Annotated in this window: 27 protein-coding genes and 1 riboswitch; of the genes, 12 read left to right on the plus strand and 15 right to left on the minus strand. The window is 70.2% G+C overall.

Annotated features, from left to right (window positions below):
- From ACIRJR_RS11890 to ACIRJR_RS11940, 11 genes are all read left to right on the plus strand, one after another.
- On the plus strand, positions 1-759 hold the full coding sequence (locus ACIRJR_RS11890) for a GvpL/GvpF family gas vesicle protein (protein WP_403777658.1): 759 nt from the start codon (positions 1-3) through the stop codon (positions 757-759).
- Positions 760-762: 3 nt separating this feature from the next.
- Entirely contained in the window at positions 763-1,017 is a 255-nt protein-coding gene (locus ACIRJR_RS11895) for a gas vesicle protein GvpG (RefSeq protein ID WP_403777661.1), read from the plus strand.
- Between the two features lie 8 nt (positions 1,018-1,025).
- Positions 1,026-1,634: a histone protein gene (locus tag ACIRJR_RS11900; protein ID WP_403777664.1), complete on the plus strand. Its 609-nt coding sequence runs from the start codon at positions 1,026-1,028 to the stop codon at positions 1,632-1,634.
- Positions 1,635-1,640: 6 nt separating this feature from the next.
- Positions 1,641-2,681 (plus strand): SRPBCC family protein, encoded by a 1,041-nt coding sequence (locus ACIRJR_RS11905; protein ID WP_403777667.1) that lies wholly within the window; start codon positions 1,641-1,643, stop codon positions 2,679-2,681.
- Positions 2,678-3,058 carry a gas vesicle protein gene (locus ACIRJR_RS11910; protein WP_403777670.1) on the plus strand — a complete coding sequence of 127 codons (381 nt, stop codon included), beginning with the start codon at positions 2,678-2,680 and terminating at the stop codon, positions 3,056-3,058. Before ACIRJR_RS11905 ends, ACIRJR_RS11910 begins: the two co-directional genes overlap by 4 nt.
- Positions 3,055-3,879 (plus strand): GvpL/GvpF family gas vesicle protein, encoded by an 825-nt coding sequence (locus ACIRJR_RS11915; RefSeq protein WP_403777673.1) that lies wholly within the window; start codon positions 3,055-3,057, stop codon positions 3,877-3,879. The genes ACIRJR_RS11910 and ACIRJR_RS11915 overlap by 4 nt, the downstream gene beginning before the upstream one ends.
- Positions 3,880-3,881: 2 nt before the next feature.
- A complete protein-coding gene (locus ACIRJR_RS11920; protein ID WP_403777676.1) occupies positions 3,882-4,109 on the plus strand; it encodes a gas vesicle protein in 228 nt (75 codons plus the stop codon).
- Positions 4,106-4,384: a gas vesicle protein K gene (locus tag ACIRJR_RS11925; protein WP_403777679.1), complete on the plus strand. Its 279-nt coding sequence runs from the start codon at positions 4,106-4,108 to the stop codon at positions 4,382-4,384. The genes ACIRJR_RS11920 and ACIRJR_RS11925 overlap by 4 nt, the downstream gene beginning before the upstream one ends.
- A 182-nt stretch (positions 4,385-4,566) precedes the next feature.
- Complete coding sequence (locus ACIRJR_RS11930) at positions 4,567-4,737, plus strand: hydrophobic protein (protein WP_328557525.1); 171 nt, start codon at positions 4,567-4,569, stop codon at positions 4,735-4,737.
- Between the two features lie 236 nt (positions 4,738-4,973).
- Positions 4,974-5,327, plus strand: a complete 354-nt coding sequence (locus ACIRJR_RS11935) for a PRC-barrel domain-containing protein (RefSeq protein ID WP_403777682.1) — start codon at positions 4,974-4,976, stop codon at positions 5,325-5,327.
- 519 nt (positions 5,328-5,846) lie between these two features.
- Entirely contained in the window at positions 5,847-5,975 is a 129-nt protein-coding gene (locus ACIRJR_RS11940; RefSeq protein ID WP_267883626.1) for an LPFR motif small protein, read from the plus strand.
- 74 nt (positions 5,976-6,049) lie between these two features.
- On the opposite strand, the gene ACIRJR_RS11945 is transcribed toward ACIRJR_RS11940, so the two are convergent.
- From ACIRJR_RS11945 to ACIRJR_RS11965, 5 genes are all read right to left on the minus strand, one after another.
- Positions 6,050-6,853, minus strand: coding sequence for a MerR family transcriptional regulator (locus ACIRJR_RS11945; protein WP_403777684.1), 804 nt, complete (start codon positions 6,851-6,853; stop codon positions 6,050-6,052).
- Positions 6,846-7,382 (minus strand): VOC family protein, encoded by a 537-nt coding sequence (locus tag ACIRJR_RS11950; RefSeq protein WP_403777688.1) that lies wholly within the window; start codon positions 7,380-7,382, stop codon positions 6,846-6,848. The genes ACIRJR_RS11945 and ACIRJR_RS11950 overlap by 8 nt, the downstream gene beginning before the upstream one ends.
- Positions 7,383-7,566: 184 nt before the next feature.
- Positions 7,567-8,127, minus strand: coding sequence for a hypothetical protein (locus ACIRJR_RS11955; RefSeq protein ID WP_403777691.1), 561 nt, complete (start codon positions 8,125-8,127; stop codon positions 7,567-7,569).
- A gap of 63 nt (positions 8,128-8,190) precedes the next feature.
- On the minus strand, positions 8,191-10,491 hold the full coding sequence (locus tag ACIRJR_RS11960; RefSeq protein WP_403777694.1) for a hypothetical protein: 2,301 nt from the start codon (positions 10,489-10,491) through the stop codon (positions 8,191-8,193).
- Positions 10,492-10,528: 37 nt separating this feature from the next.
- A complete protein-coding gene (locus tag ACIRJR_RS11965; RefSeq protein WP_403777697.1) occupies positions 10,529-11,023 on the minus strand; it encodes a hypothetical protein in 495 nt (164 codons plus the stop codon).
- A 335-nt stretch (positions 11,024-11,358) separates the two neighbouring features.
- A riboswitch (TPP riboswitch) is annotated at positions 11,359-11,452 on the plus strand.
- Here ACIRJR_RS11965 and ACIRJR_RS11970 point away from each other — a divergent pair.
- Entirely contained in the window at positions 11,442-12,857 is a 1,416-nt protein-coding gene (locus ACIRJR_RS11970) for a purine-cytosine permease family protein (protein WP_403777700.1), read from the plus strand. Its footprint overlaps the riboswitch before it by 11 nt.
- A 211-nt stretch (positions 12,858-13,068) precedes the next feature.
- Here ACIRJR_RS11970 and ispG read toward each other — a convergent pair whose 3' ends face one another.
- The 10 genes from ispG to ptlH form a co-directional block, all read right to left on the minus strand.
- On the minus strand, positions 13,069-14,238 hold the full coding sequence (ispG, locus tag ACIRJR_RS11975; RefSeq protein WP_403777703.1) for a flavodoxin-dependent (E)-4-hydroxy-3-methylbut-2-enyl-diphosphate synthase: 1,170 nt from the start codon (positions 14,236-14,238) through the stop codon (positions 13,069-13,071).
- A gap of 273 nt (positions 14,239-14,511) precedes the next feature.
- On the minus strand, positions 14,512-15,510 hold the full coding sequence (gene ispH / locus ACIRJR_RS11980) for a 4-hydroxy-3-methylbut-2-enyl diphosphate reductase (RefSeq protein WP_403777707.1): 999 nt from the start codon (positions 15,508-15,510) through the stop codon (positions 14,512-14,514).
- Positions 15,507-16,901: a pentalenene oxygenase gene (gene ptlI / locus ACIRJR_RS11985; protein ID WP_403777710.1), complete on the minus strand. Its 1,395-nt coding sequence runs from the start codon at positions 16,899-16,901 to the stop codon at positions 15,507-15,509. Before ptlI ends, ispH begins: the two co-directional genes overlap by 4 nt.
- Before the next feature lie 111 nt (positions 16,902-17,012).
- Positions 17,013-18,026, minus strand: coding sequence for a pentalenene synthase (ptlA, locus tag ACIRJR_RS11990; protein ID WP_403777713.1), 1,014 nt, complete (start codon positions 18,024-18,026; stop codon positions 17,013-17,015).
- Between the two features lie 111 nt (positions 18,027-18,137).
- A complete protein-coding gene (locus tag ACIRJR_RS11995; protein ID WP_403777716.1) occupies positions 18,138-19,151 on the minus strand; it encodes a polyprenyl synthetase family protein in 1,014 nt (337 codons plus the stop codon).
- A complete protein-coding gene (gene ptlD / locus ACIRJR_RS12000) occupies positions 19,148-20,047 on the minus strand; it encodes a neopentalenolactone/pentalenolactone F synthase (protein WP_403777719.1) in 900 nt (299 codons plus the stop codon). The genes ACIRJR_RS11995 and ptlD overlap by 4 nt, the downstream gene beginning before the upstream one ends.
- 34 nt (positions 20,048-20,081) lie before the next feature.
- Positions 20,082-21,896: a neopentalenolactone/pentalenolactone D synthase gene (gene ptlE, locus ACIRJR_RS12005; protein WP_403777722.1), complete on the minus strand. Its 1,815-nt coding sequence runs from the start codon at positions 21,894-21,896 to the stop codon at positions 20,082-20,084.
- Positions 21,854-22,681, minus strand: coding sequence for a 1-deoxy-11-beta-hydroxypentalenate dehydrogenase (gene ptlF, locus ACIRJR_RS12010; RefSeq protein WP_403777725.1), 828 nt, complete (start codon positions 22,679-22,681; stop codon positions 21,854-21,856). Before ptlF ends, ptlE begins: the two co-directional genes overlap by 43 nt.
- Positions 22,682-22,781: 100 nt before the next feature.
- On the minus strand, positions 22,782-24,236 hold the full coding sequence (locus ACIRJR_RS12015) for an MFS transporter (RefSeq protein WP_403777728.1): 1,455 nt from the start codon (positions 24,234-24,236) through the stop codon (positions 22,782-22,784).
- A gap of 55 nt (positions 24,237-24,291) precedes the next feature.
- Positions 24,292-25,143 (minus strand): 1-deoxypentalenic acid 11-beta-hydroxylase, encoded by an 852-nt coding sequence (gene ptlH, locus ACIRJR_RS12020; protein ID WP_403777731.1) that lies wholly within the window; start codon positions 25,141-25,143, stop codon positions 24,292-24,294.
- Positions 25,144-25,240: the final 97 nt, after the last annotated feature.

A 25,240-nucleotide genomic window follows, 5' to 3' on the forward strand; every position in this document is an offset into this window, starting at 1 on the left:
GTGAACGACGAAGGACTCTACGTCTACGCGGTGGTGCGCGCGGGAACGGTCCTGCCCGAGGGCGCGGTGGGCGTGGGCGATCCGCCCGCGACGCCGCGCACCGTCGACGCGGGGGCGGTGGCCGCGGTCGTCAGCGAGGCTCCGCCGCGGCTGCGCGCCCGGCGCCGCGATCTGCTGGCCCACCAGGACCTGTTGATGGCCCTGGCAGAACAGGGCCCGGTCCTGCCCATGCGCTTCGGCATGGTGGCGCCGGACGAGGACGGCCTGATCGCCCAGCTGGCCGCAGCGGAGCCCGGTCACCTCGACACCCTGGAGCGACTGGACGGCCACGTCGAGATCAACGTCAAGGCGCTGGAGGCGCCCGGGTCCCTCGCTCTGGTCGTGGCCGAGAGCGCCACGGTCAGGCGTCTGCGCGACGAAGCACGCAGACGCCCCGGCTACGAGGCCAGCGTGCGCCTGGGCGAAGCAGTGGCGTCCGAGCTTGCCCGGCGAGCGTCCGAGGCGGGCAGGGAGGTGCTGCGCGAGCTCGCCCCACTCGCTCGTGCGGCTGCCGCGGGACCCGAAGTCCAGGGCTGCGCGCTCAACATGTCCTTCCTCGTCCCCCGGACCCACAGCGACCGGTTCCGCACGGCGGCGGAGCGTCTCGCGACAGCTCGTCGCGACCACGCCGAGATCCGCTTGGCAGGCCCGCTGCCCTGCTACAGCTTCGTCGGCACCTCAGGCTCCCGGAGCCCGCTGGAACCGACCGGTCGAGGCTGACCGATGGGACTCGTGTCGGGACTGCTGCTCCTGCCCCTCGCTCCGGCCCGTGGCGTCGTGTGGGTCGCCGAGAAGCTCCAGGAGACCGCTGAACGTGAGCTGTACGACCCCGGTGTGGTCCGCGCTCAGCTAGCAGCGCTCAACCGGGAGCTCGACGAAGGGCTCATCGACATCGACGAGTTCGAAGCGGAAGAGGAAAAACTGCTCGACCGGCTGTACGCCGCTCAGGCGCGTTCCGGCACCCGTTACGGAAGGTGAAGAGACAAATGGACGACCAAGCCAAGGCTGCGCTGGCGGCCGCCGTGGTCGGCGGGTACGTGCTGGGCCGGACGAGGAAGGGCCGGCTCGCCATCAGCGTCGCGACCTATCTGGCGGGCCGGCGGTTCGGGCTCGGCCCCCGCCAGCTGGCGGCTGAGGGGATGCGCAGGCTCGCAGAGATTCCGCAGTTCGCGGAACTGCAGGAACAGCTGAGGGGCGAGGTCCTGGACGTCGGCCGTCAGGCGGTGGCCGCTGTCGCCAACCGCGGCCTGGCCACCCTGGCGGACGGCATCAGCGACCGCACGCTGCGTCTCGGCGGGACAGCGGACGACGAGGACGCTGACGAGTACGGGGACGAGTACGAGGACGAGGACGAGGACGAGGACGAGGGCGAGGGCGAGGAGCGCGAGGAGGACGAGCCGCCGGAGGAGACTTCGGACCCGCGTGCAGGGCGCAGGGGTCCCGCCGCCCCCGCGAGGAAGGCCACGTCCCGGAAGGACGACGCTCCCGGGTCCGCTGCCCGGGCCAAGAAGTCCCCGGGCAAGAAGGCTGCCCCCGCCAAGAAGTCCGCCGCCAGGAAGACGGCGTCAGCCAAGCGCTCCGACAGCCGGAGGTAATCGGCCATGGTCAAGAACACAGGCGGGTCGCAGGAGTCGGGCGTCGGCCGCCTCAAGGACGAGTTGTCGCAGTACGCCAGTGCGCAGGTGCAGAAGGTCGCGGAGAAGGCAGGCGGCAAACTGACCGATCTCACGACCCAGTTGGGCGATGTCGCCGAGAGCGGCTCCCTGCCCTCCATCGGCTCGCGCCTGCTGAAGGGGGAGTCCCCGCTGAAGGCGTTCGTCTCGGAGAAGGCGAAGGGCGCCAAGGACAAGGTCGTGGACAAGGCGAAGGACCTCGTGGGGGGAGGGGGAGGAGGCAAGAGCGGGTCCAGCGGCGGCAAGTCCATGAACATCATCGAGGTCCTCGACGTGGGCGTACCGCTGCGCACGGCCTACGACGCCTGGACGCAGTACGACCAGTTCAACAGCTTCGCGAAGGGTGTCCGCAGCGTCACGGCCAGCGACGAGGTGGAGAGTGACTGGAAGGTCAAGATCGGTCCCTCCTCGCGCAGCTTCAAGGCCACGGTCCAGGAGCAGGTGCCGGACGACAGGATCGTGTGGACCTCCGAAGGCGCCAAGGGCACCACCCGCGGAGCTGTCAGCTTCCATGAACTCGGGCCGACCCTGACCCGGATCATCCTGGTCGTGGAGTACTACCCGTCCGGGTTCTTCGAGAAGACGGGCAACCTCTGGCGTGTCCAAGGGCGCCGCATGCGCTTGGACTTCAAGCTCTTCCAGCGTTACGTCACCCTCACCGAGGAGGAGCCGGAGGGATGGCGCGGCGAGATCCGCGACGGCGAGGTCGTCGTCTCGCACGAGGACGCCGTCGAGCAGGAGGAAGCGGAGGAGGAGTCCGAGGGAGGCCAGGACGACGAGTACGAGGACGAGGCAGACGGAGACGGCTACGAGGAAGAAGAGGACGAAGCAGCCGACGGGCAAGAGGACGAGTATGAGGATGAGGACGACGAGGACCAAGAGGACGAGGACGAAGAGGATGACGAGGAGCCGGAGGAGCCGCCCCGGAAGCGTGTGAGCCGCAGGCGCAGGGCGGAGGCGGCGCGGTGACCGACCTCGAATTCCGCCCGGCGGGACAGCCGGCGCCCAATGGCCCCCAGACGACCAACCTCGCCGACATCCTCGAACGGGTCCTGGACAAGGGCATCGTCATCGCCGGGGACATCAAGATCGACCTGCTCGACATCGAGTTGCTCACGATCCGTCTCCGCCTCTTCGTCGCCTCCGTCGACACCGCGAAGAAGGCCGGCATCGACTGGTGGGAGACCGACCCGGCGTTGAGCTCCAAGGCCTCGCGCAACGCCCTGAAGGACGAGAACCGCGAACTGAAGGCGCGCCTCCGAGAGCTCGAGTCGTCCGCAGACGAGGCTCGTGGCCACCCGGCCCACGAGCAGACCGGCCGGAAGACGGAAGGCGGGCGGGGATGACGGCCTCGGGTTCTCCGGGCTCGTCCTTGGGCCAGGGCGAAGGTGCCACGTACGTGTTCGCCATCTGCCGCAGCACACGGGCCACGAGCGCTCTCGACTTCACCGGCATGCCCGGCATGCCGGGCGGCGGTGAGGTCCGGCTGCTGCCCTGCGACCTGCTCACCGCCGTGGTCCAGAGCGTTCCTGCCGCGGACTTCACCGACGACGTCTGGCAGCTGCGACTATCCGACCGGCAGGACCTCGAGCGCTACGCGCGGGCCCACCACGCCGTGGTGTCCGCCGCTGCAGCCGCAGGCGCTGTCGTCCCGCTGCCCCTCGCCACGCTCTACCACGACGACGACCGGGCCCGGAGCTGCCTGGCCGAGGAGGCAGGCCGCTTCCACGCGGCGCTGAAGCGCGTCTCACACCACGCTGAATGGGGCGTGAAGGTCTACGGCCTGCCCGCCTCCGCGTCCGAAACCCCCGTGCGGCTCGCCGCCCCGAGCCGTGCTGCTCCGGCTCCCGGCGCCGGCGCCGCCTATCTCCAACGCAAGCGGGGTGCCCAGGAGCAACGTGAACGGCACCATGAACAGACACTGCACATCGCGGAGTCGGTGGACGGCGAGTTCCGCAGAGTCGCAGCGGCGGGCCGCCGCCTCCGCACCCACGACGCGGCGTTGTCGGGCGACCCCCGCCTGCACGTCCTCAACGCCACCTACCTCGTCGCCGACGAGCGGGCGGACGAGATCGCGTTGCTCGTGAAGACGCTCGAGGAGAGCACGGGTGCACAGATCGAGCTTTCGGGGCCCTGGGTGCCTTACTCCTTCGTCGGCGAGGTGTGACGGTGACGCACGATGTGGTGCCGTGGGACAACCCGGAACCCTTGCTGGGACCGATCGGGGTGCCACTCGTCGACCTGCTGGACCGCGTGCTGGCGACCGGTGTGGTGGTCAGTGGCGACCTGGTCATCGCCATCGCCGATGTCCCCCTCATCAGGCTGTCGCTGCACGCACTGCTCTCGTCGGTCAACGAGCGTGTTCCCGCACCGTGGAGTGACGGAGGCCCGTTGTGACGGAGTCGCGCGTCGACCTGGACTCGCAGCAGATGGGACGCGATCTGGTGGCCCTCGTCCTGACGGTGGTGGAACTGCTGCGGCAGCTCATGGAGAAGCAGGCCATCCGCAGGGTCGATCAGGGGGACCTGACCGACGAGCAGGTGGAGGAGATCGGTACCACGCTCATGCTGCTCGAACAGCGGATGGGGGAGCTCTGCGAGCAGCACGGGGTCCGTCCGGAAGACCTCAACCTCGACCTCGGGCCGCTCGGGACGTTGCTGCCCCGGGACTGAACACCGCACCTCGCTTCCCACGCACGGCGCTGCCGAACGGCCGCCACGGGTGGGAAGGGCGTCCTTGAGAGCGCTCGGGGAGGGCACTCCCGGCACCTCCGCGCGCCTTCGGGGGATGCGTGCCGGTGCGGAGGGATTAGGAGATGCCTCCAGGGGCACCAGAGCGTCGGAGGTTGATGACAATGGTTCCCGTTCTTCTCGTTCTTCTGCTCGCCCTGATTCTCTTCGGTGCCGGATTCGCGCTGAAGGCTCTGTGGTGGATCGCCGTGATCGTGCTGATCGTATGGGTTCTCGGATTCGTGATCCGCCCGGCTGCCGGCGGTGGAAAGCGGGGCCGCTGGTATCGCTGGTAGGTCATCCGCCACAATTCCCTGACGGGTGGCCACGGCATATGCCGTGGCCACCCGTTTTCGTATGCAGACTCCGTTCGCGGCGTCCCCATTTCAAAGGAATCCGGTCCACGATGTGTGGAGTCCGGGAAGAGGGGCACGCGCTGTCCTGAGAGCGCGCCACCGAATTCGATGGCGCTGAACCGGAGATCCAGGTGTGTTTTCCTGCGATCCACGAATTTCTCAAAAGGGAGCTTTTTATGAGTGACGGAATCTGGGGATATCAGCCGACGGCCGGCCACACCGCGGGCAGCGACCTGGTCGGATACAAGGTCGAGGCCACCGACGGCAGCATCGGCAAGGTCGACAAGCACTCCGACGACGTCAACTCCTCCTACCTGGTGGTCGACACCGGTGTCTGGATCTTCGGCAAGCACGTGCTGCTGCCGGCCGGCACGGTGAAGACGGTCGACCAGAAGGAGCGGAAGATCCATGTCGACCTCACCAAGGAGCAGATCAAGGGCTCCCCTGAATTCGACAAGGACAAGCACGTCGGAGACGCCTCATACCACCAGCAGGTCGGCGGCTACTACCAGGGTCACCAGCGCCACTGACACCCCGCACCGCCGTATGGGCCGGGCCCCGGAGACGTTCCGGGGCCCGGCTCATCCGTGCCGGGGGCGCTCCGGCGCCGCGGCGGCCGTTCGCGGGCCGGACAGGGCGGGCTGGGATTCGTCCGCGAGGGGGCCCGCATGGAGAGCCCGGGCTGCTGTGCGAGCACCAGCGGCGCGCCCTTCGAAAGGGCAGCGCAGGACATCGGGCACGCCCTCTGTGGAAGCAGCGGAATTCCGCATCGGTACGTGTGCGGGGATGCGTGCCGGGGACTGTCGACGTGAATTGCCCATCGGGGGAAATTGGCTGTTGCGATGGGCGGGGAAGCCATCGAGCGATAACGGATGTCCTCTCGTCTTCGGAGGGCAGTCGATTTACCGTGGCCCGTCTCGTCGTAGATCCCGGTTCGCCGGTTCCGTCCGCCGTATGAATCGCTGCGTTTCCCCGTGGCTGAGCCGGGTACCAGCGTTATGAGCAACCCACTGCGGAACCGCAGTGAAATCGAGAGGGAGGTCAATCACATGCTGAAGGCGATCGCGGACGTTCTTCGATCCATCGGCGGGGCCATCGCCACCGTCGTGACCCTGCCTTTCCGCGCTGTCGCACGGCTCTTCGGTGGAGCCTCCGACACCGCTCACGGCCACCACTGACCACGCCCTTTCCGGAAGCCCAGCCCCGGCCGGCATGAATCCGGCCGGGGCCCCGGCGCGTTCACTTCCGCGCTCTACTGCCAGGTCGCCGTGTCGGGGTCGATGCCGTGAGCGCGTGCGCTGGCATCGACGATCCGGCGGAACCACGAGGCGAGGCCGGCACGGATGCCGTTGTAGTGGGCGGCGAATCCCGCATCGGCTTCGTACATGCGGCCGAGGCAGACCTGCATCTGCCTGGTCAGGGGAAAGTACGAAGAGAAGACGTCGCGATGCCGCTCGACGAGTTGATTCGCCTCCCGGCCACCGGGTTCGACACCGGCGTCCATGGCATCCGCGAGAGCACGGTCGATGCCGGCCACGGCGTCGGCGACGGCAGCCCATTCGTCCGGACCGCGCGTGGCCGAGAGCTCGGCGTACTGCCGCCATTGCGTCGTGTCTCCGTAGCGCGAACGGGCTCGGGCGGGTGAGTCCGGGTCCCACCCGGGGCCGAAGACCTCGGTCTGCTGCTCGACGGTCAGCAGCAGCCCGCGCTCGTGGGCTTCGGCCATCCGGTCCAGCCCGGCGGCGAGCTGCTGGAGGCGCTCGATCCGCTCGGTGACCTGGGCACGCTGCGCGCGCAACGCACCTGGCACGTCTGTGGCCGAGTCGTCCAGAACGGCTCGGATCCTGTCCAGGCCGAGGCCGGTCTCACGGTAGGCGACGACGCGGTGCAGGCGTTCCAGGTCACCCGTGGTGTACAGCCGGTAGCCGGCGGCGGTGCGCGACGACGGCCGCACCAGCCCGATGTCGTCCCAGTGGTGCAGTGCGCGGACCGTCACGCCCAGGCGCGTGGAGACCTGGCCGACTGTCAGGCCGCCGTTGTCAGTGGCATCAAGCATGCTCCTCGCTCTCTCCTGGGTCGACGTCGGGCGCGGTGATCCCGATGGCTTCGAGGTTCCGTGCCTCCTGACTGGCCGGATCGTAGGGCTTGGCCGCCGTGAAGACGATCCGCGCGTTCTCCGGGGTGATCACCTCGACATCGCGGGTGTTCCAGGGGGTGTCCCGTGGGCCGTCGACCGAGTCCGGGCGCACCTCGCGACAGGCCTTGACCAGGGAATCGACCTGGCTGAGCATGCACGAGAAGCTGACGCTCATCGCTGGTGGCCGCTCCGGGACGCTCGGCGCCGAGACGAGGAGCACGTCCTGGAAGGCCCACCGTCGCAGATGCACCAGCGTGCCGGGGATGCCGAACAGCTCGAAGAACCCGAGTCCACGCGTCCAGAAGTCCACGGACGCGGCCAGGTCGTCCGTGGGGACCGACACGAACGCGGGCATTCCGTAGATGCCGTGGAACAGCTCCGGAGGAACCGCGTCCGGGCCGGGAGGAGGTACGGGACTCATCTCGAACGCGTTGTAGTAGTCGCTCATGCGCTCCACACTCCAGCCTCACGCGACGTGAGGGTCAAGCCGACGGCGCACAGCCTCCGTCATGCCTGATGGGTGAGGACCGCGGGACGGGGACCCGGGGCCGGGGTCCGGTCTCCGGGGCCCCGGGGGAGCCGGACGGGCGTTCCGCGCGCTCCGGGGAGCCGGTCCTCGCCGCGAGGCAAGGTCACCGACAGGCCGCCGACCGCTCGACCGCCTTGGTGTAGTCGGTGATCAGGCTCTTCATGGCTGCCTCGTCGTCGACGCCGGAGTCGAGGACCTGGACCACCGCGTAGAGGTCCTGTTCCGGCTGGTCCGACGACGTGCAGGAAGAGGCGGTCTTGCCGACGGCGGCCTTCCCGGTGTGGACGAATCGGCCGTCGTCCGACAGCGTTCCGTCGTCCGTGTCCGCGTATCCTTCTGAGACCGTCGCCGTGGTCTGCCCCTCACTCCACCATGCCTGGGTGAGACTCAGGGCAGCCTTGCCGTCCACGGACACGCTGCAGCGGGTCGTTCCGCCGTTCGGCTTCGAGGCGGCCGTGGAGATGGAGTCGCCTCCGGGCAGCGCGGCCTTCACCAGTGCGGGGTCCACGGGGATCCCGCACAGCGACGTGGGCACGGTGTACGCCTTCTCGGGCGGGTCGTCGCCTGAGCACGCCGACAGGGTGGAGGCGAGGGCGACGGAGGCCGACAGGGAGACGACCGCGCCGATGAACCGGTGGCGCCGGAGAGTTCCACGGACAGACAACGCGAGAAGCCTTTCGGGGTTGGGGCGGGGAGGACGCGGCGGACGCCGCACCCGGACATGCGATCAGATGTCCGTCTTCAGGTGCGGGGACATGAAGTCGGTGTTCGTGCCCGCGGCCCGGAATCCCTCCTGGGCGGCCGCGCGGGCCTTCTCGTCGATGCTGTCGTCCATCAGGTCGTCACGGTGGTGCGCCTTCGCCGCGTTCTCCACGGCCGCCTCGGTGTACCCCGCGTTCTGGTCGAGGCCGCTCTCCCACTTCTCGCCCATGACGCCGCCCGCGTCGTCCTTGGCGTGCCCCTCGGCGTCCTTGAAGAGGGCCTCCAGGACCATGCTGCTCGCCGTGTCCGCCACGCCGCCGGCCACCGCGCCCCCGATGGGGCTGGCGATGAACGACGTGCCGACGCCGATACCCGTGCCGATGCCTCCGGAGATGGCGTTCTTCCACTGGCCCACGGACTGGTCGAACTTCTTGTCGGACTCCTCTGCGGGCCCGGCGACCGCCTCCTGGCGGCCGATGGCCAGCGTGCCGGACACCTCGCCCGATCCGTGCGCGACCTGCTCGACGGCGAACTGCGTGTCGTTCGAGTACCGGGCGTCGGCCGGCAGGTCCGGGTTCATGTGGTAGTCCATGAGGTTCGCCATGTACGACTTGTTGGCCACCTCCACGGCCGCGTACCCCTCGGGATTCTGTCCGACGGTCACCAGCAGGGCGTTCACGTCACGGTGGTTGAGCGTGGCGGAGCTGCCTGCGACGGGGAACAGCCTGTTCGTGTCCTCGTCCTGGTCGTCGGTCATCGCCCGGTTGATGTCCGGCAGGTACTCCGAGGTGATCTGCCCGATGCTGTCGGACATGTAACCGTGCTTCGTGAGCCGTTCGTTGTCGTCCGAGACGGAGGACACGATGGACTCGAAGAGCTTGGTCTGCCCGTCGTTGTGGGCCGGGGTGTCCGCGGTCGGCAACTCGCCCGCCGGGTGCCCGGTCGTGGCGGCCTCCAGGGCGAGGGCGAGGTTGTTGCGGCCGGTGTTGTCGTCGTCGCCCTTGAGGTTGCTCTCCTGCGGCCACTCCCGCTCCTCGAACAGGTACTCGAAGGTGGAGAGCGGGACCTTCCCCTTCTTGCCGTTGTCGTCCGTGTCGCGCTCGAAGGGGGACTCCTCCTTGGAGACGTACCCCTCGTTGAAGAAGTCGGTCGCCGCGTCCGGACTGTTGGACAGGCCCTTGAGGTAACCGGTCAGCGGGTCGTCGCCGCTGTCGTCACCGATCCGGTTGAGCCACGGGTCCATGCCCATGTGCTGCCACGCCATGTTGGCGTGCTCGCCGTTGCCGGTGAGTTTGCGTTCCGTCTCCATGAGCTTGGTGCCGTAGCTCTTGAGGAACTGGTCGTCGTAGTCGCCGGTCCGCATCAGGTTGCTCATGACCTGGAAGCCCATGGGGCCGCTGCCGTCCCGGCCGATGGGCTGGTCGCCGAGCCTGACCATGTTGCCCTTCCAGCTCGTCATGTCGGCCGAGTCGCTCTGCGTGGCGGTGGCGAGCGTCAGACCCAGATTGCGCTGGAGGTCGTCGAGCTTGTCGAGCCGTTCGCGGCCCACGTTCGGGTTCACGGCCGGGTCGTTGACGCCCTGCCAGAACGCGAGGGTCTTCTCGGGGCCGAGCTGCGTGGCGAACCGCTCGGCGAACAGCGGGTCGTCCTTGTACTTCTCCAGACCGCCGTTGATCTTGTCGAAATCGGCGGGTGTGAGGTCCTCGGGACTCTTCGCCGCGATCTTGGCGAGGTCCTCCGCGGCCTGGACCGCCTCCGCCGCGGAGTCGCGGTCCTTGTAGTCGGCGTCCGAGAAACCCATCTTGGCCTGGTCGGCTATCGCGGTCAGGACCTTGCTCGCCGAATCGTCGCTCTCCGAGGCCTTCTGGAGGATCGCCTGCACCTCGTCGCGCAGCGCGGTGACGTCACTCTCGCTGTGCTCGGGAACGGACGTGCCCTTCGCCGCCCGGTCCGGGTGGATGTTCATGGTGACGGTGAAACCGCCGCCGCCCGTGCTGGTGACGGTCAGATTCTTCTTCTGCCCCCGGGTGATGGCGGCCTCGAGATCCTTCTTGTACTGCCGGAGCTCGTCCCGGGTGTCACCGAGGATCTTGTGAATCGTGTTGGCCTGTGTGTGGGCGTCGCCGAACTCGCCGGCGGTCTTGCCGACGAACTCCTTGGTGACCTGGGCGTTCATGCCGGCCCAGTTCCCGGTGTTGGCGGCCTTGTGCAGTCCGTCCTCGGCCTGTTTCCTCAGCTCCACGAGGTGGCGTACGAGCAGGCCCCAGTCGGAGACGGCCTCGTCGAGCGTCGTGAAGTTGGCGAAGCGCAGCGCGTCGAGATCCATGAGGTGTCGTTTCTCCTGTACGTCTGTGTTCGCGCCGCTACTTCTTGGGCTCGTACGCCGGGTTCTTCCTGCCCGGCTCGCCGGCCCGCTCGTCGAATCCGGCGTCCAGGGTCTCGATGCTGCTCACCTGCCGCTGGATGTAGTGCTCGTCACCGGCGTGCACCTTCTTGGTGACCTGCATGTGGTTGGAGATGTGGGCGCACGCGTCCATGAGCGACTTCAGTTGCTCCTCCCACCGGTTCGACACGTGCTTGAGCCCGCCGCCCAGCGCGAAGCCCTGGCCGCTCAGGTCGCCGGCGGCCTTGTCACTGCTGGGAACGGCCACACGGGCCTTGTTCCAGAGGTTGTCGTAGAGGCTGTGCGCCTGGCTGCCGATCTTCGCCAGGTCGCCCTGGTCCACCTTGAGGTCGCCCGTCTGCCCCGGCAGAGCCATGGAGCCCCCGCCGCCGGGGTCGAGTTGGTTCAACTGCATTCCGGTCGACTGCCGGCCGGCGGCCTCCGCCTTCAGCTGCTCCCACTCGTCCCATGCCATGGGTGACCCTTCCCCGCGTACCGGTCCCGCCGCTTCGCACCCGGCGGGTGCCTCGGTTTCAGGCCAAGCTAGCAACTCGCCCAGACGTTCACATGGGGTGAGTCCGGATCCTCGAGCAGCGGTTGTGTGCATCCCGTGGAGGCTGCCGGGAGTGACGCGGACCGAATGCCTGTTTCATCCGGACGAGGCCGGTCTGTCTGCCTGCGACCCGCGCGACGAGCGTGACCCGATCGACATCCGATCCGCGCGGAACCATCCCGGCGCGCCGTTCCGGCTCCCGTGCCGATCGGCCCCTCCGGCCGGGCCCGGACGGCCGCCCGGCTATCCTGGCCGCCGAACCGGACACGGGGTGCCCCGCAGGGGGCTGAGAACACACCCGTCGAACCTGAACCAGTTAGCACTGGCGGAGGGATGTCTCATGCCGTTGCCGTACGCCCAGGAAGACCGTGCGATCGGGAAGCGGGCGGCCCCGGACCCGGGTTCCGCCTTCGAAGGCCGCATGCCCGCGGCCCCCGGCGACCTCCGGGTCGAGACGCACGGGACAGCCCCCGTCCCCGAGGACCGGCGCTACGGCGGCCCCGGCCGGCTGTTCACCGTCTGGTTCGCCCCCAACCTGACCATGACCGGTGTCTTCACCGGCACCGTGGGCATCGCCCTCGGCCTGGACTTCGCCACGGCGCTCGTCGCCGTCGTGCTCGGCACGCTCGTGGGGGCGGTGCCCACCGCGTACCTCGGCACCTGGGGAAGCCGGACCGGAGTCGGCCAGATGTCCCTCGCGCGGCTGGCGTTCGGCCGGGGCGTCGTGCTGCCCGGCGCGCTGCAGTGGCTGTCCTCGATCGCCTGGGACGCGCTGATCGGCCTGTTCGGCGGGGACGCGCTGGCCCAGCTGTTCGGCTGGCCCTTCTGGCTGGGCGTACTGGTCATGATGGCCGCCCAGGGTGCGCTCGGCGTACTGGGGTACGAGGCGATCCACCGGTTGCAGACCGTGATGACGTTCGCCCTCGCCGCCGCCTTCGCCGTGCTCTCCGTGAAGCTGCTGGACGGCGTCCACCCCGCCGCCTCCGGCACCGTGCACGGAGGCGACCGGGCGGGCGCGTTCGTCCTGACGTGCACGATCGCCCTGAGCCTGGCGCTGTCGTGGGCCCCCTACGCGAGTGACTTCAGCCGGTATCTCCCGCCCACCACCTCGCGGACGCGCATGTTCTGGTGCACGCTGCTGGGCATCAGCGTCTCCTTCGTGGCGGTCCAGACGCTCGGCCTGTGGGGCGCGTCCGTCTTCACCGACCAGACCGCACGCGGGATCGACACCCTGCTGGGCGGGGGAGCGCTCGGGGCCTTCGGTCTGCTCGCCGTGGCGCTCGCCGCGCTGTGCAGCAACGCCATGAACGACTACAGCGGGTCGCTGGCGCTGCAGGCGATGGGGGTGCGCGTGCCGCGCCCCGTCGCCGCCGCGCTCGCCGCCGTGCTCGGATTCCCGCTCGTGCTGTGGATGCACGCCGCCGACACGACGGCGCGCTTCCAGAACGTCCTGCTCCTGGTCGGTTACTGGATCCCCGGCTTCGTCGCGATCGTGGCCGTCGACTGGGTGGTGCGCGCCAGGGCCCGCGGCGGCGCACCGGTCGACCTCGCGGCCGAGAGCGCCGTCGGCCGGCCGTGGTGGCCGGCGCTCACCGCCTTCGGGGCGGCCTTCGCCGCGGCGGTGCCGTTCATGAGCACCGGCCTGTACGTCGGGCCGGCGGCGAAGGCCCTTCATGGGGCGGACCTCGCCTACGGCGTGGCGTTCATCGTGGCCCTGGTGCTCTACGCCCCGCTGCGGCTGCGCCTGCGCTCCTGACGGACGGGTCACCGGATCGCGCGGCGCGGACCGGCCGTACGGCGATGAGCGGGTGGTCGGGCCCGACCGGGCCGAGGCCTTCGGCGCCGCCCCCGGGAGATCCCGGACCGTCGAGGAACCCGGCGTCCGCCCTGTGGTGGTCCGTCCGGTCTCCGGGGACGCCGTCCTCGTGGAAGACCGCCTCGGCGGGGCAGACCGGTCCGCGGCGTGATCACTCGGCGCTCTCGTGCCCGGCGGAGGGGGCGGTCCCGGCGGAGCCGTCGTCCTCGTCCTGCCGCATCAGCTCGGCGAGCTTGAACGCCTCCTCGATGAGCGTCTCGACGATCTTCGACTCGGGTACGGTCCGGACGATCTCGCCCTTGACGAAGATCTGCCCCTTGCCGTTGCCGGACGCGACACCGAGATCAGCTTCCCTGGCTTCCCCGGGGCCGTTCACCACACACCCCATGACGGCCACGCGCAGCGGGATGTCCATGCCCTCCAGCCCGGCCGTGACCTCGTCGGCCAGCTTGTAGACGTCGACCTGGGCGCGCCCGCAGGACGGGCAGGACACGATCTCCAGGCCGCGCTGCTTGAGGTTCAGGGCCTCCAGGATCTGGAGGCCCACCTTGACCTCCTCGGCGGGCGGCGCGCTCAGGGAGACGCGGATGGTGTCGCCGATGCCCTGGGACAGCAGCGCGCCGAACGCGACAGCCGACTTGATGGTGCCCTGGAAGGCCGGGCCGGCCTCCGTCACTCCGAGGTGCAGCGGGTAGTCGCACTGAGCGGCGAGCTGCTTGTACGCCTCGACCATGACGACGGGGTCGTTGTGCTTCACGGAGATCTTGATGTCCCGGAAGTCGTGCTCCTCGAACAGCGACGCCTCCCACAACGCGCTCTCGACCAGCGCCTCCGGAGTGGCCCTGCCGTACTTCTTCAGCAGACGGCGGTCGAGCGATCCCGCGTTGACCCCGATGCGCACCGGCGTCCCGTGGTCCTTGGCGGCCCGCGCGATCTCGCGGACCTTGTCGTCGAACTGCTTGATGTTGCCCGGATTGACGCGCACGGCCGCGCACCCGGCCTCGATGGCGGCGAACACGTACTTCGGCTGGAAGTGGATGTCCGCTATCACCGGGATCTGCGACTTGCGCGCGATGGTCGACAGGGCGTCGGCGTCGTCCTGGGTGGGGCAGGCGACCCGGACGATCTGGCAGCCGGAAGCGGTGAGTTCGGCGATCTGCTGGAGGGTCGCGCCGATGTCGGACGTGCGGGTCGTGGTCATGGACTGGACCGATACCGGGGCGTCGCCGCCCACGGGTACGGTCCCCACGTGGATCTGGCGGGTGGTGCGTCGCAGGGCCGGCCTCGGCGGCACCGTCGGAACTCCGAGAGCGACAGGCATGACAGGTCCCCAAACGGTCGGCCGGTCCGGGTGGGCCGGGCTGTGGCTGATGGCTGTGCGTCGTCGAGGGCTGTGGACGTGCTGGAGGAGTGCGCGGCGGCGGGAGCACCTCGCGGGCAGCCGGTGCACGGGCGTGCCGCGCGGTCGTCACCGTGCGGGTGGGCGCCGGTCGCCCGTCGGCCCGCCCGGCGTCAGCCGACGGGGAGGGAGGCGGTGGCCTCCTGCCCCGTCCGCCGTGCGGAGGGGGAGGCCAGGGCCTCCATCAGCGTGTGCTCATCGCGCCCCACCGGGTTCGGGCGAGACCTCGCCGGCCAGCGGTGTCCGCGGCACACGGCCGGTGACCGGGTCGGCCAGCCGGCCGGGCATGGTGAACACGACGTCCTCGGCGATGCCCCTCTGGAGCTCCACCCGGCCGAAGCCGAGTCCGGCGAGCCGGGCGAGGAGCCCGTCGACGAGGATCTCCGGGGCACTGGCCCCCGCGCTGACGCCGACCGCCGACACGTCCTTCAGCCAGGCCGGGTCGAGGTGCGTCTCGTCCGGCACCAGTCGGGCGGCGGCGCCGTGGTCGCGGGCGACCTCGACCATGCGCAGCGAGTTGCTGGAGTTGGGCGAGCCGACGATCAGGACCAGGTCGTTGGCGAGAGCGAGGTCCTTGACGGCGTTCTGCCGGTTCTGGCTGGCGTAGCAGATGTCGTCACCGGGAGCGATCAGGTCGGTGAAGCGGGCGCGCAGGGCGTCGACGACGCGCCGGGTCTCGTCGAACGAGAGGGTGGTCTGGGTGAGGACGGCGACCGGGGTGTCGTCGGGCAGGCCGAGGCGCCGTACGTCGTCCTCGGTCCCGATGACGACGATCCGGTCGGGGGCCTCGCCGAGGATGCCCTCGACCTCCTCGTGGCCCTCGTGCCCGACGAGGAGGACGGTGCGGCCGTCACGCGCGAAGCGCACCGCTTCCTGGTGGACCTTGGCGACCAGCGGGCAGGTGGCGTCGATGACGTCGAGCCGCCGGCCCGCCGCTGCGGAGCGCACCCCGGGGGCGACGCCGTGAGCGGAGAAGACACAGACCGCGCCCTGCGGGACCTCCTCCTCGCTGTCGACGAACACCGCCCCGCGCTTTTGCAGTTCCGAGACGATGTGGTGGTTGTGCACGATCTCCTTGCGCACGTACACCGGCGCCCCGTGCAGGTCCAGCGCCCGCTCGACGATGCCGATGGCGCGCCGTACGCCCGCGCAGAAGCCGCGCGGCTGGGCCAGGACGACGTTCCCCGCGCTCACGCCACGTCACCCCCCGCCGGTACGGGGACGGCGCGGGGCACACGGTGCGGGGCGCGTGCGTCCAGCCTCAGGCGCAGCCGGCGGGGGTGGTAGATGGTGGCCAGCGGGACCGGACGGATGTCCATGCCGGGCTCGCAGGTGACGCGCCAGCGGCTGAGGACGGTGGCGAGCCCCAGGGTGGCCTCGGTGCGTGCGTAGAGATCGCCGATGCATTTGCGGGCGCCGGTGCCGAACGGCACGTAGGCGTGGCGCGAGGCCGGGTCGATGCGGTCCGGCAGCCAGCGGTCGGGGTCGAACTTCCCGGCGTCCTCGAAGGCGTCCTCGTACTGCGCGACGGCGGCAGGGCTGAAGACGACGGTGGACCCGGTGGGCAGTCGACGGCCCGCGAGTTCGGTCGGCGAGGTGGTGAGACGGGTGAACAGCCAGGCGGGCGGGTGCAGTCGAAGTGTCTCGGAGATGATCCGGTCGGTCAGGGACAGCTTCGGCAGGTCGTCCCACTCCGGGGCGCGGCCGTCGAGGACGGTGTCGATCTCGTCGTAGAGCGCGGCCTCGATCTCCGGGTGCTGGGAGAGGAGGTAGAAGACCCAGGTGAGGGTGCCGGCGACGGTCTCGGTGCCGGCCGCCATGACGGTGATGACCTGGTCGTGGATCTCCTTGTCGGCGAGCCGGCCGCCGTCGTCGTCACGGGAGGCGATCAGGGCGGCGAGCAGGTCGTCGCGCTCGGTGTCCGAGCTGCGGTAGTCGTCGATGAGCCGCTGGGTGGTCTCGTGCAGGAAGTCCAGGTTGCTCTTGTAGCGGCGCTGGGAGGGCAGCGGCAGCCGACGGATCGAGGCCGGCAGGAACATCTGCCGGAACAGGCCGTTGAGCACGACGTCGAAGGAACGTTCCACCTTCGCCGCCAGCTCGGGGCTCACGGGCGTGGAGTACAGGGTGCGGCCGACCGTGCGCAGTGCCATGCCGTACATCTCCGGGAAGGCGTCGACGACCATGCCGTCCCGCCAGCGCGACGTCGTCTCCTCTATCTCGGCGTGCATCGCCTCGGCGTACCGCTTGAGCTGGCCGCGGGTGAAGGCCGACTGCATCAGCCGGCGCTGGCGGCGGTGGTCGGAGAACGGGCAGGTGACCAGGCCGTTGCCCGCGATGTCACGGGCACGGTCGTAGAAGACGCCGCCCTTGTCGAAGACGCGGTCGTTGGTCAGGACCTGCCGCAGCACTTCGGGGTGGGTCGGGACGTAGGCCGTGGTGGGCCCGATCCTGATCTCGACCAGGTCCCCGTGGGCCGACAGCGAGGTCATGAAGTCCACGGGGTGACGCATCATCTGGAGGGCGTGTCCCATGACGGGGAGCGCCCCGGGCGCCGCTCCCGCCGAGAAGGTGGTCTGCTCGGTCATTCGGTTCTCAACATCCCGTCTCTGATCGTCTGTTGACAGCCGTACCGGTCCGCTCGCGGGTGTGCCGCCGCGACGGCCGGGCGCGGGTGCGTGGTGCGGGTGACCGTGCCGCTAGCGGGCGGTGCTGCCGAGCTCCTCCAGATAGCCCTGGGCGCCGGCGGCGAGCGCGAACTCGGCGTCGTAACGTCCCGAGGAGCGGTGCCAGTCGTAGGAACCGCGGATCACGCTGCGCACCGCGTCGTCGCGGTAGCGCTCCAGGCCCTCGCGTTCGGCCTCGTCGAGCCGGTAGATGTCGCCGACCCGCGGCAGGCAGGACTCCAGCAGGAGGTACTGCTCCAGGCGGGCGCGCACCTCGCCCTGGATGTGGGCGACGCTCCGGTTCCTGGACCAGCCGTGCTCCCGGTGCAGGATCATGACCATGTTGTTCTGCTCGCCGCGGGCCTCCTCCTTCTCCAGCGAGGCGATGTCGTTGAGCAGCAGATTGACATCGACGGCGATCTGGAGCATCGCGGAGAGCACGGCGCTGTCGAAGACCCGGTGCGGCACCTCGAAACGGCCCGCGCGCTCGGCGAGGTCGACCGTCGGCTGGACCCCGATGGTCTGCCGGCGTACGGCCAGGTACTGGGACGCGGAGTCGTACGGCCTGTCCCGGAAGCGGCTCTCCGCCTCGTCGACGTAGCCCTCGAAGTAGCTTCGCCAGTGCCGGGTGCTGCGCGCGCACCAGGCGGGTGTCATGCCCTCGCTGGTGCGCCGCCAGATGTCGGCGAAGCCGTGGGCGATGGGGGGCGCGGAGTCGGGGAGCGGGCCGTCCAGCGCCGCCGCGACCGCGTCGGTGAGCTGTCTGGTCTCCTCCGGGTTCTCGCCGCGCGGGCCGTCGAAGAGGTCGTCGAAGAGGAAGAACCACGACATCAGGTCGACGCCCAGGTCCAGATCGGCTCCGGTGGCGTGCGGATAGAAGCGGGAGGCCAGGTCGGCGTAGCCGCCGCGCAGATGACGTGCTGCCGCCGCATCGGAGTTGATCAGACCGAGCGACCTCGGCCAGGCGAGCTGCACGGCGTCGGCACGCGCGTGATCAGGGCTCTGCCGGCCCGGCAGGGGTATGTGGAAGTCGACATCCTGAGGCATGGGGGAATCCTTGGGAGTGGGGAGCGGAGGGACGGTCGGACAGGTCGGTGCCGCGCTGATCGGAGGCGGAGGTCAGTAGGGGCATGCGCGCGTACGGGGCCGGCCCGGGTCTCAGCCCTCGCGGTCGACGACGAACCGCCCGAGCGCGAGGAGTTCGTCCCGCGCGCCGGGGTCCAGATCGGCATCGCGCAGCGCGTCCTCGGCCAGTGCCGTCCGCCGGGACGCCTCGGCCAGCGCCCAGTCCCGGCCGCCGGCGCCCTCGATCAGGCCGGCCACGCGACGCAGTTCCTCCTCGTCGGGCTCGCCCGGTGTGGTCAGCCAGGCCGCCAGCTCGTCGCTGAGCGGGCCGTCCTGGTTCAGCGCGTAGCTCACCGGCAGGGACTTCTTGCGGGAGCGCAGATCGGAGTGGACCGGTTTGCCGGTGACGGCCGGGTCGCCCCAGATGCCGAGAACGTCGTCGACGACCTGGAAGGCGACGCCGATCTGGTCGCCGTACAGCGCCAGCGCGTCCACCGCCGCCTCCGGCGCCCCGGCGAGGACGGCGCCGATCGAGGCGCTCGCCGACAGCAGCGCACCGGTCTTGCCGGCGGCCATGTCGACGCACTCCTCGACCGTGACGTGTGAGCGCTGCTCGAAGGACAGGTCCTGGACCTGGCCGCGGATCAGATGCCGGGTCGTGCGCGCCAGCAGCCGGGCGGCGGGCAACGCCGTCGGCAGCCCGGTGTCCAGCAGCACCTCCTGCGCGAGCGCCAGCATCGCGTCACCGGTCAGGATGGCGGCGGAGGGACCCCACAGCTTCCACACCGTGCGCCGGTGGCGGCGCTCCTCGTCGCCGTCCATCAGATCGTCGTGCACCAGGGAGAAGTTGTGCACCAGCTCCACGGCCACGGCGCCGGGCAGGGCGGTCTCCGGCGGCGCGCCGACCGCCTCGGCCGACAGCAGCGCGAGCGCCGGCCGGACGGCTTTGCCGGCGTCCGCGCTGGTGGGCGCGCCACCGGCGGTGATCCAGCCGAAGTGGTAGGCCGCCTGGTGACGGGAGCGGCGGTCGAGCCGGTCGACGGCGGCACGCAGCGCCGGGGTGATCGTGACCCGGCTGTGGCTGAGGCAGGCGGGAGCGGTGCTCATGCCGCGACCTCCGCACGCCAGGGGCCGGCCGGGTCGTCGAAGATGCTGACGACCTGGCGCATGACGCGCCGTTCGGCCGGGTCGAAGGGCTGCTTGGCGTGGACGGTGCCGAGCTGGTCCCAGATGACGATGTCCCCGGGCCGCCAGGTGTGGGCGTACGTGTACTCGGGCTTCCCCGCGTGCGACAGCAGCTCGTCGAGCAGCGTGCGGCTGTCCTCGGGGCCCAGGTCCACGATCCGCTCGGTGTTCAGGGTGCTGATGTAGACCGACCGCCGGCCGGTGCGGGGATTGCGGGCGATCAACGGATGGACGGTGGAGGTGCCGTCCTCGGGCTGGTTCCGCGCGGTGCTCTCACCGAGGGACACCTCGCCCTGGAGTTCCTCCTCGATCGTCTCCTCGTACCCGGTGCGCAGGGCGTGACGGACGCGGTAGGAGTGCAGGCGGGCGCGATCCTCGGGCGACAGCGACTCGTACAGGGCGTACATGTCGGTGAAGAGGGTCTCCCCGCCGCCGGAGGACGGCACTTCCAGGGCCTCCAGGAAGCCGACCTGGGCGACGCGGGGGCGGAAGGAGTAGTCGGTGTGCCAGCCCATCCACCCGGCGTTGCCGACGCCGATCTTGCGGCCGTCCTCCACCAGGTTGGAGACGATCAGGATCTCGTTGTGGTCGGGGTGGGCGCCGCTGGTCAGACCGGTCTTCGGTATGTGCCCGAAGCGGCTGCCGAAGGCCAGGAACTCCTCGTAGGAGGGTGGCTCGTGACCACGCAGGACCAGGACGAGGTGTGCGTCGAGGGCCGCCCAGATCTCCTCGGACCGGGCCTCGCCCATGTCGCCGGTGACATGGGCTCCGTGCACGACGGCGCCGAGAGCGGCGCCTGGTATCGGCGTTACGTCCATGGGCGTTGCCGCCTTTCGCAGAGAGGTGGGGTGGTCAGCGCAGATCGAGGCCGGCGAGGTCGCCCGCCTCGCGCCAGCGCCTGAGGATGTTCACGAACTCCACCGAGCCGCCGCCGTAACTGGAGTTGAGCAGGGGCAGTCCGCTCGGGTCGCCCTCGTTGTTGTAGAGGCCGGGCGTGCAGTTCTCCAGGAAGCCGGTGTCCGTCGCCGCGAGCCGGAGGATCTCCTCGACCCACTCCTTCTCGCCGGCCTCCGAGGCCTCCACGACCTGGTGGCCACGCTCCTCGACGCACCTGACGATGTGGGCGAGGTGCCGGGTCTGCTCGCCCAGCATGTAGGCGATGTTGACGTGCCGGCCGGCCTGGATCTTGGACAGGACGAAGCAGTTGGGGAAGCCGTTCACCTGGAGTCCGTGCAGGGTGTGCGCGCCGTCCGCCCACCTCTCCGACAACTTCACTCCGCCCCGGCCGACGACGTCGTAACCGGCGCGGTCGGTGTACGGGACGGCGAACTCGTGCTCGTAGCCGGTGGCGAAGACCAGGCAGTCGACGGGGTACTCCCGGCCGTTCGCGACCACCCCGGCCGGGGTGAGCCGCTCGACGCCCTGCCCCTGGGTGTCGACCAGGGTCACATTGGGGCGGTTGAAGGTCTGGAGGTAGCCGTCGTGGAAGCAGGGCCGCTTGCAGTAGACGCGGTAGTACGGCTTGAGGGCGGCGGCTGTCGCGGGGTCGGTGACGACGCTGTCGATACGGGCGCGCAGCTCCTCCATCTTGAGGAAGTCGGCCCGTTCGGCCGCGAGTGCCCGCTCCCGCGGGTCGCCGCCCGTGTCGCCGGTGGGCAGGATCGCGGCCGCCAGCTGGGCCGTCGTCTGGGTCCAGCGGTCCTGGACCAGGTCCTCGTCCTGCGGGACGCCGGAGGTCAGCGCGTGGAAGTTCTCCATCCGGTGCTGCTGCCAGCCGGGCTGGAGGCTGTCCGCCCAGCCGGCCGGGGTGGGCCGGTTGCCGCGGACGTCGACCGCGGCCGGGGTGCGCTGGAAGAGGACGAGCTCCTCGGCCCACTCGGCGAGGTGCGGGGCGAGCTGGACGGTCGTCGAGCCGGTGCCGATGACGCCGACCCTCTTGTCCTTCAGCCCGGTCAGGCCGCCGGTGCTGTCGCCGCCGGTGTAGTCGAAGTCCCAGCGGCTGGTGTGGAAGGAGTGGCCGGCGAACGTCTCCAGCCCCGGCAGCCCGGGGAGTTTCGGGCGGTGCATGAGACCGATCGACATGGCCACGTACCTGGCTCTGATCAGATCGCCGCGGTCGGTGCTCACCAGCCACTTCCCGGCGGCCTCGTCCCAGCGCAACTCGGTGACGGTGGTCTGGAAGAGGGCGTCGCGGTAGAGGTCGTAGGTGCGGGCGATCTGCTGGAGGTGCGCGAAGATCTCGGGCCCGGTGGAGTACTTCTCGGTGGGTGTCGTGCCGGTCTCCTCCAGCAGCGGCATGTAGACGTAGCTCTCGACGTCGCACCGGACGCCGGGGAAGCGGTTCCAGTACCAGGTGCCGCCGACGTCGCCGGCCTCGTCGATCAGCCGGATGCGCTCCAGTCCGGTCTCCTCGCGCAGACGGGCGCCGGTCAGCAGGCCGCCTATGCCGGCGCCGACGACGGCGACGTCCACCTCGTCGGTGAGCGGCTCGCGCTCCCGCCGTTCGGTGTAGGGGTCCCGCGCGTAGCCCCTGAAGTCACCGCGCGCGAACCGGTAGGTGCGACCGGTGCTGCGCTTGTCGCGTTCCAGCCGGTACTTCTCCCGCACGGCTTCCAGGTCGATGGTCAGGGTCTCGTCGCTGCGGTCGTCGCCGTCGGCGCGTGCCACGGTTCCTCCTCGGGTGAAGGGGACGGAAGGGAAACGTCACTCCATACGTCGTCGAACTGGTCGCGCAGCCGACGCGGGGCGTCGGGGTTGCTGAAGAGGTGGAAGCGGTCGGAGTCGAGTGCCTCCCACACGACTCCGGCGACGTACTCGGCGCTCACCGTGGTGTCGCCGCCCGCGCCGCGGGGGGCCGTCAGGCCCTGGACCATGGGGGTGTCGACCCGGCCGGGGCACAGCACCGACACCCGGATCCCGGTGCCCCGCAGATCGGCGCGCAGACTGCGGGCGACCGCGAGGTCGGCGTGCTTGGAAGCGGCGTACGCCGCGCTGCCGGCTCCGACGACGAAGGCGGACATGGAGGCGGTGTGGATCAGGTGGGCGGGCCGGCCGCGTTCCAGGAGCCGGGGGACGAAGGCGCGGGCCACCAGGACGTGCGACCAGTGGTTGACCTCGAAGGCCTGCCGCATCCGCTCCAACGGGACCTCCCACAGGGGACGGCCCACGGGGCCGAGGACCCCCGCGTTGTTGCACACCACGTCGACGTCACCGAGCACGTCGAACGCCGTCTCCGCGAGGTGTTCGACGGCTTCCGGGTCGGTGAGGTCCGCGGTCACGGCGGTGACCCGGGCGCCCCGAGCGGTCAGTTCGGCGGCCCGGCGGTGCAGCGCGTCGCCGTCGACGTCCGCCATGACCACCCCGGCGCCGGCCTCCGCGAAGCGGGCGCTCAGGGCGAGGCCGATGCCGCCGGCCGCGCCGGTCACCACGGCTGTCCTTGTCTGCAGGTGCACTTCCGCTGTCTCCGCTTCTGCGCACCGGCACGCCGAAGGACGGCGCACCGTTGCCCACGAGAAGGTCTGGATCAGATCGCGCCGTCAGGGGGACGCGGTGTCAGCTGGGATCGGGGAGTTTCAGGCTGATCACGAGCACGGTCACCGAGAAACACAGCAACAGGGCGAGTACGAGCACGGCCGACGACGCCGTCGACAGTGAACCGGCCAGGGAGAGGTAGAAGGTCCCGCCGACGGTCGCGCCCAGCGCGGTCGCCATCTGCTGGCTGGTCACCAGCACCCCGCTGCCCATGCCGGCCTGCGAAGGGGGCACGTCGGCGAGAATCATCCGGAACAGCGTCGGGCCGATCAGCGCCGAGCCCACGCCGGTGAGGGCGATCCCGGTGAGCACGAGTGTCAGGGACGGATGCGGCCAGCCCAGCCAGATCGTCAGCGCCAGCAGCAGCAGCCCCGTGCTCTGGACGATGATGCCCAGCGCGATGATCCGGCTGCCCAGGGCGGCCGCGATCCTCGGGGTGAACTGCGCCACCACGAAGAACGCCACGGCGAACGGTGCCATCACCGCGCCGGACGCCAGCCCGTCGAGGCCGAAGTGGCCCTGCGCGATCAGTGCGTAGACGAACAGGAAGGCGCCGAAACCGGCCGAGAACGGCACCATCGCCGCCAGCCCTCTGCGCATCCCGGGATGGGACAGTACCGCCGGGGACAGCAGCGGTGAGCCGCCGCGGGCCTCGAGCCCGCGCTCGACCCGCACCAGCACCAGCGCCCCCGCCGCGGCCACCGCGAGCAGCGACCACAGCCACAGCGGCCAGCCCAGGTCGGGGCCCGCCACGACCACGGCCAGCACACAGACCATGGTGGCGCCGAACAGCACCGTGCCCAGCAGGTCGAACCCGGGCTTCGCGTCGGCCCTGGTCGCGGGGACGCGCCGGATGGCCAGCAGCGCGGCCACCCCGATCGGCACATTGATCACGAAGACCGACCGCCAGCCCATCCCGGCGAGGTCCAGCGAGACCAGCAGCCCGCCCAGGATCTGCCCGGTGACCATGCCGAGGCCGGCGGTCGCGCCGTACATGCCGATCGCACGGGCCCGCGCCGGGCCCTGGGTGACCGCCTGGATCGTCGCCAGGACCTGCGGTACGAGCATGGCGGCGGCGGCGCCCTGCAGCAGCCGGGCCGTGACGAGGAACTCGATGGCCGGGGCGAGTCCGCACAGTGCGGAGGTGACGGTGAACGCCGCGAGCCCGTAGGCGTACAGGCGCCGTCTGCCGAAGGCGTCGCCCAGCCGTCCGCCCAGCACCAGGCCGAGGGCGAAGGTGAGGCCGTAGCCGGACACCACCAGTTCCAGTGCGGCGGGGCCGCCGTGGAGATCGTCACTGATCGAGGTCAGCGCCACGTTGACGATGGAGGCGTCCACGATGGACAGGGCGTATCCGGTGAGCACCACCACGAGGGCGATGCCACTGAGCCCCGCGGCGGCCGGTTCCGTGCCGGCGGAGGGCTCCGGTGTCGCGGTGGGCCCCTTCAGAGGGGGGACGCCCTCGCGGTTCGTCATGCGTTGCCTACCGGGTTCGTGGGGGAGGGTCGAGACGGAGGAGGGGGTGAGGACGTCACTCGGTGGTGGTCGGAGTGCCGGTGATCTTCGACATGATTCCCTTGGAGGCGTCCTTCGCGGACTCCGGCCACGGGGTCAGGGCGTTGAATCCGCGGTGCGAGGCGGCGGGCTGGATGCGGGTGTCCATCGACATCCGCATGGCGGCCGGGTCCACCGAGACGTTCGGGATGGACTTGTGGCACATGAAGGCGTGGAAGATGATCACGTCGCCCGGTTCCATGGGTGAGAACAGCAGCTGCTCGTCCGTGCCGAACTCCTCCGCCAGGATGCCGCGGACCGCGTGGCCGAAGCGGCGGAAGTTCTCGGTGACGACGTGCTCGCGCGGACCCTTCCTGTGGCTGCCGTCGGCCACGGCGACGCCGCCCGTGCCGGGAGTCGTCGGGAGCAGCGGTATCCAGGCGGTGCGGAAGTCCTTGTTCGGGCCTATGTAGAAGCCGTCCTGGTGGAGAGGGGTCAGGAAGCTCGGCTCCGCGGAGCCCGCGGCGGAGGGGTAGTAGCGGATCGTCGTCGACTTGAACACGAAGACGGGCTCGCCGAAGACCTTCTCCCAGACCTTGAGGGTCGAGGGGTGGTTCCACAGGTCGTCGTACGCGACGTAGTCGTGCATCGCCACCTCGTCGACCGCCTCGAAGGACTCGATGGTGAGGGTGTCGAGCGTGGTGCCCGGGGCGGCGTGGCCGAGTGAGATCAGACCATCGAGCATCTGCTCGGCGGCGGTCCGCACGAGATCACGGTCCAGAGCGCCGCGCAGGAAGACGTAGCCGTGCTCGTCGTGGAACCGGTCGAGGGCCTCACGGTCGTCGAGAAGAGGCGTGCAGTCGATGTAGTCGCTGAAGGTGTCCGTCATGGTTCCTTGTCCTCGTGACGTCTGCGCAGGGGGAAGGAGCGTCAAACACTCGGGCGGGCCGACGGGTTCGGTCTCGGTGACATGTCGTCCGCCGCCG

Origin of the sequence: Streptomyces sp. NPDC102402 (genome assembly GCF_044765765.1) — a bacterium.
Lineage (GTDB): Bacteria > Actinomycetota > Actinomycetes > Streptomycetales > Streptomycetaceae > Streptomyces.

Coding starts and splice junctions, on each gene's coding strand:
- ptlD (WP_403777719.1), bottom strand. CDS start 20,047: ATGGACGTAACGCCGATACCAGGCGCCGCTCTCGGCGCCGTCGTGCAC.
- ptlI (WP_403777710.1), bottom strand. CDS start 16,901: ATGACCGAGCAGACCACCTTCTCGGCGGGAGCGGCGCCCGGGGCGCTC.
- ACIRJR_RS11995 (WP_403777716.1), bottom strand. CDS start 19,151: ATGAGCACCGCTCCCGCCTGCCTCAGCCACAGCCGGGTCACGATCACC.
- ACIRJR_RS11965 (WP_403777697.1), bottom strand. CDS start 11,023: ATGGCATGGGACGAGTGGGAGCAGCTGAAGGCGGAGGCCGCCGGCCGG.
- ACIRJR_RS11895 (WP_403777661.1), top strand. CDS start 763: ATGGGACTCGTGTCGGGACTGCTGCTCCTGCCCCTCGCTCCGGCCCGT.
- ACIRJR_RS11950 (WP_403777688.1), bottom strand. CDS start 7,382: ATGAGCGACTACTACAACGCGTTCGAGATGAGTCCCGTACCTCCTCCC.
- ACIRJR_RS11905 (WP_403777667.1), top strand. CDS start 1,641: ATGGTCAAGAACACAGGCGGGTCGCAGGAGTCGGGCGTCGGCCGCCTC.
- ACIRJR_RS11945 (WP_403777684.1), bottom strand. CDS start 6,853: ATGCTTGATGCCACTGACAACGGCGGCCTGACAGTCGGCCAGGTCTCC.
- ACIRJR_RS11915 (WP_403777673.1), top strand. CDS start 3,055: ATGACGGCCTCGGGTTCTCCGGGCTCGTCCTTGGGCCAGGGCGAAGGT.
- ACIRJR_RS11960 (WP_403777694.1), bottom strand. CDS start 10,491: ATGGATCTCGACGCGCTGCGCTTCGCCAACTTCACGACGCTCGACGAG.
- ACIRJR_RS11970 (WP_403777700.1), top strand. CDS start 11,442: ATGCCGTTGCCGTACGCCCAGGAAGACCGTGCGATCGGGAAGCGGGCG.
- ACIRJR_RS11900 (WP_403777664.1), top strand. CDS start 1,026: ATGGACGACCAAGCCAAGGCTGCGCTGGCGGCCGCCGTGGTCGGCGGG.
- ispG (WP_403777703.1), bottom strand. CDS start 14,238: ATGCCTGTCGCTCTCGGAGTTCCGACGGTGCCGCCGAGGCCGGCCCTG.
- ACIRJR_RS12015 (WP_403777728.1), bottom strand. CDS start 24,236: ATGACGAACCGCGAGGGCGTCCCCCCTCTGAAGGGGCCCACCGCGACA.
- ACIRJR_RS11935 (WP_403777682.1), top strand. CDS start 4,974: ATGAGTGACGGAATCTGGGGATATCAGCCGACGGCCGGCCACACCGCG.
- ptlA (WP_403777713.1), bottom strand. CDS start 18,026: ATGCCTCAGGATGTCGACTTCCACATACCCCTGCCGGGCCGGCAGAGC.
- ptlH (WP_403777731.1), bottom strand. CDS start 25,143: ATGACGGACACCTTCAGCGACTACATCGACTGCACGCCTCTTCTCGAC.
- ACIRJR_RS11940 (WP_267883626.1), top strand. CDS start 5,847: ATGCTGAAGGCGATCGCGGACGTTCTTCGATCCATCGGCGGGGCCATC.
- ACIRJR_RS11930 (WP_328557525.1), top strand. CDS start 4,567: ATGGTTCCCGTTCTTCTCGTTCTTCTGCTCGCCCTGATTCTCTTCGGT.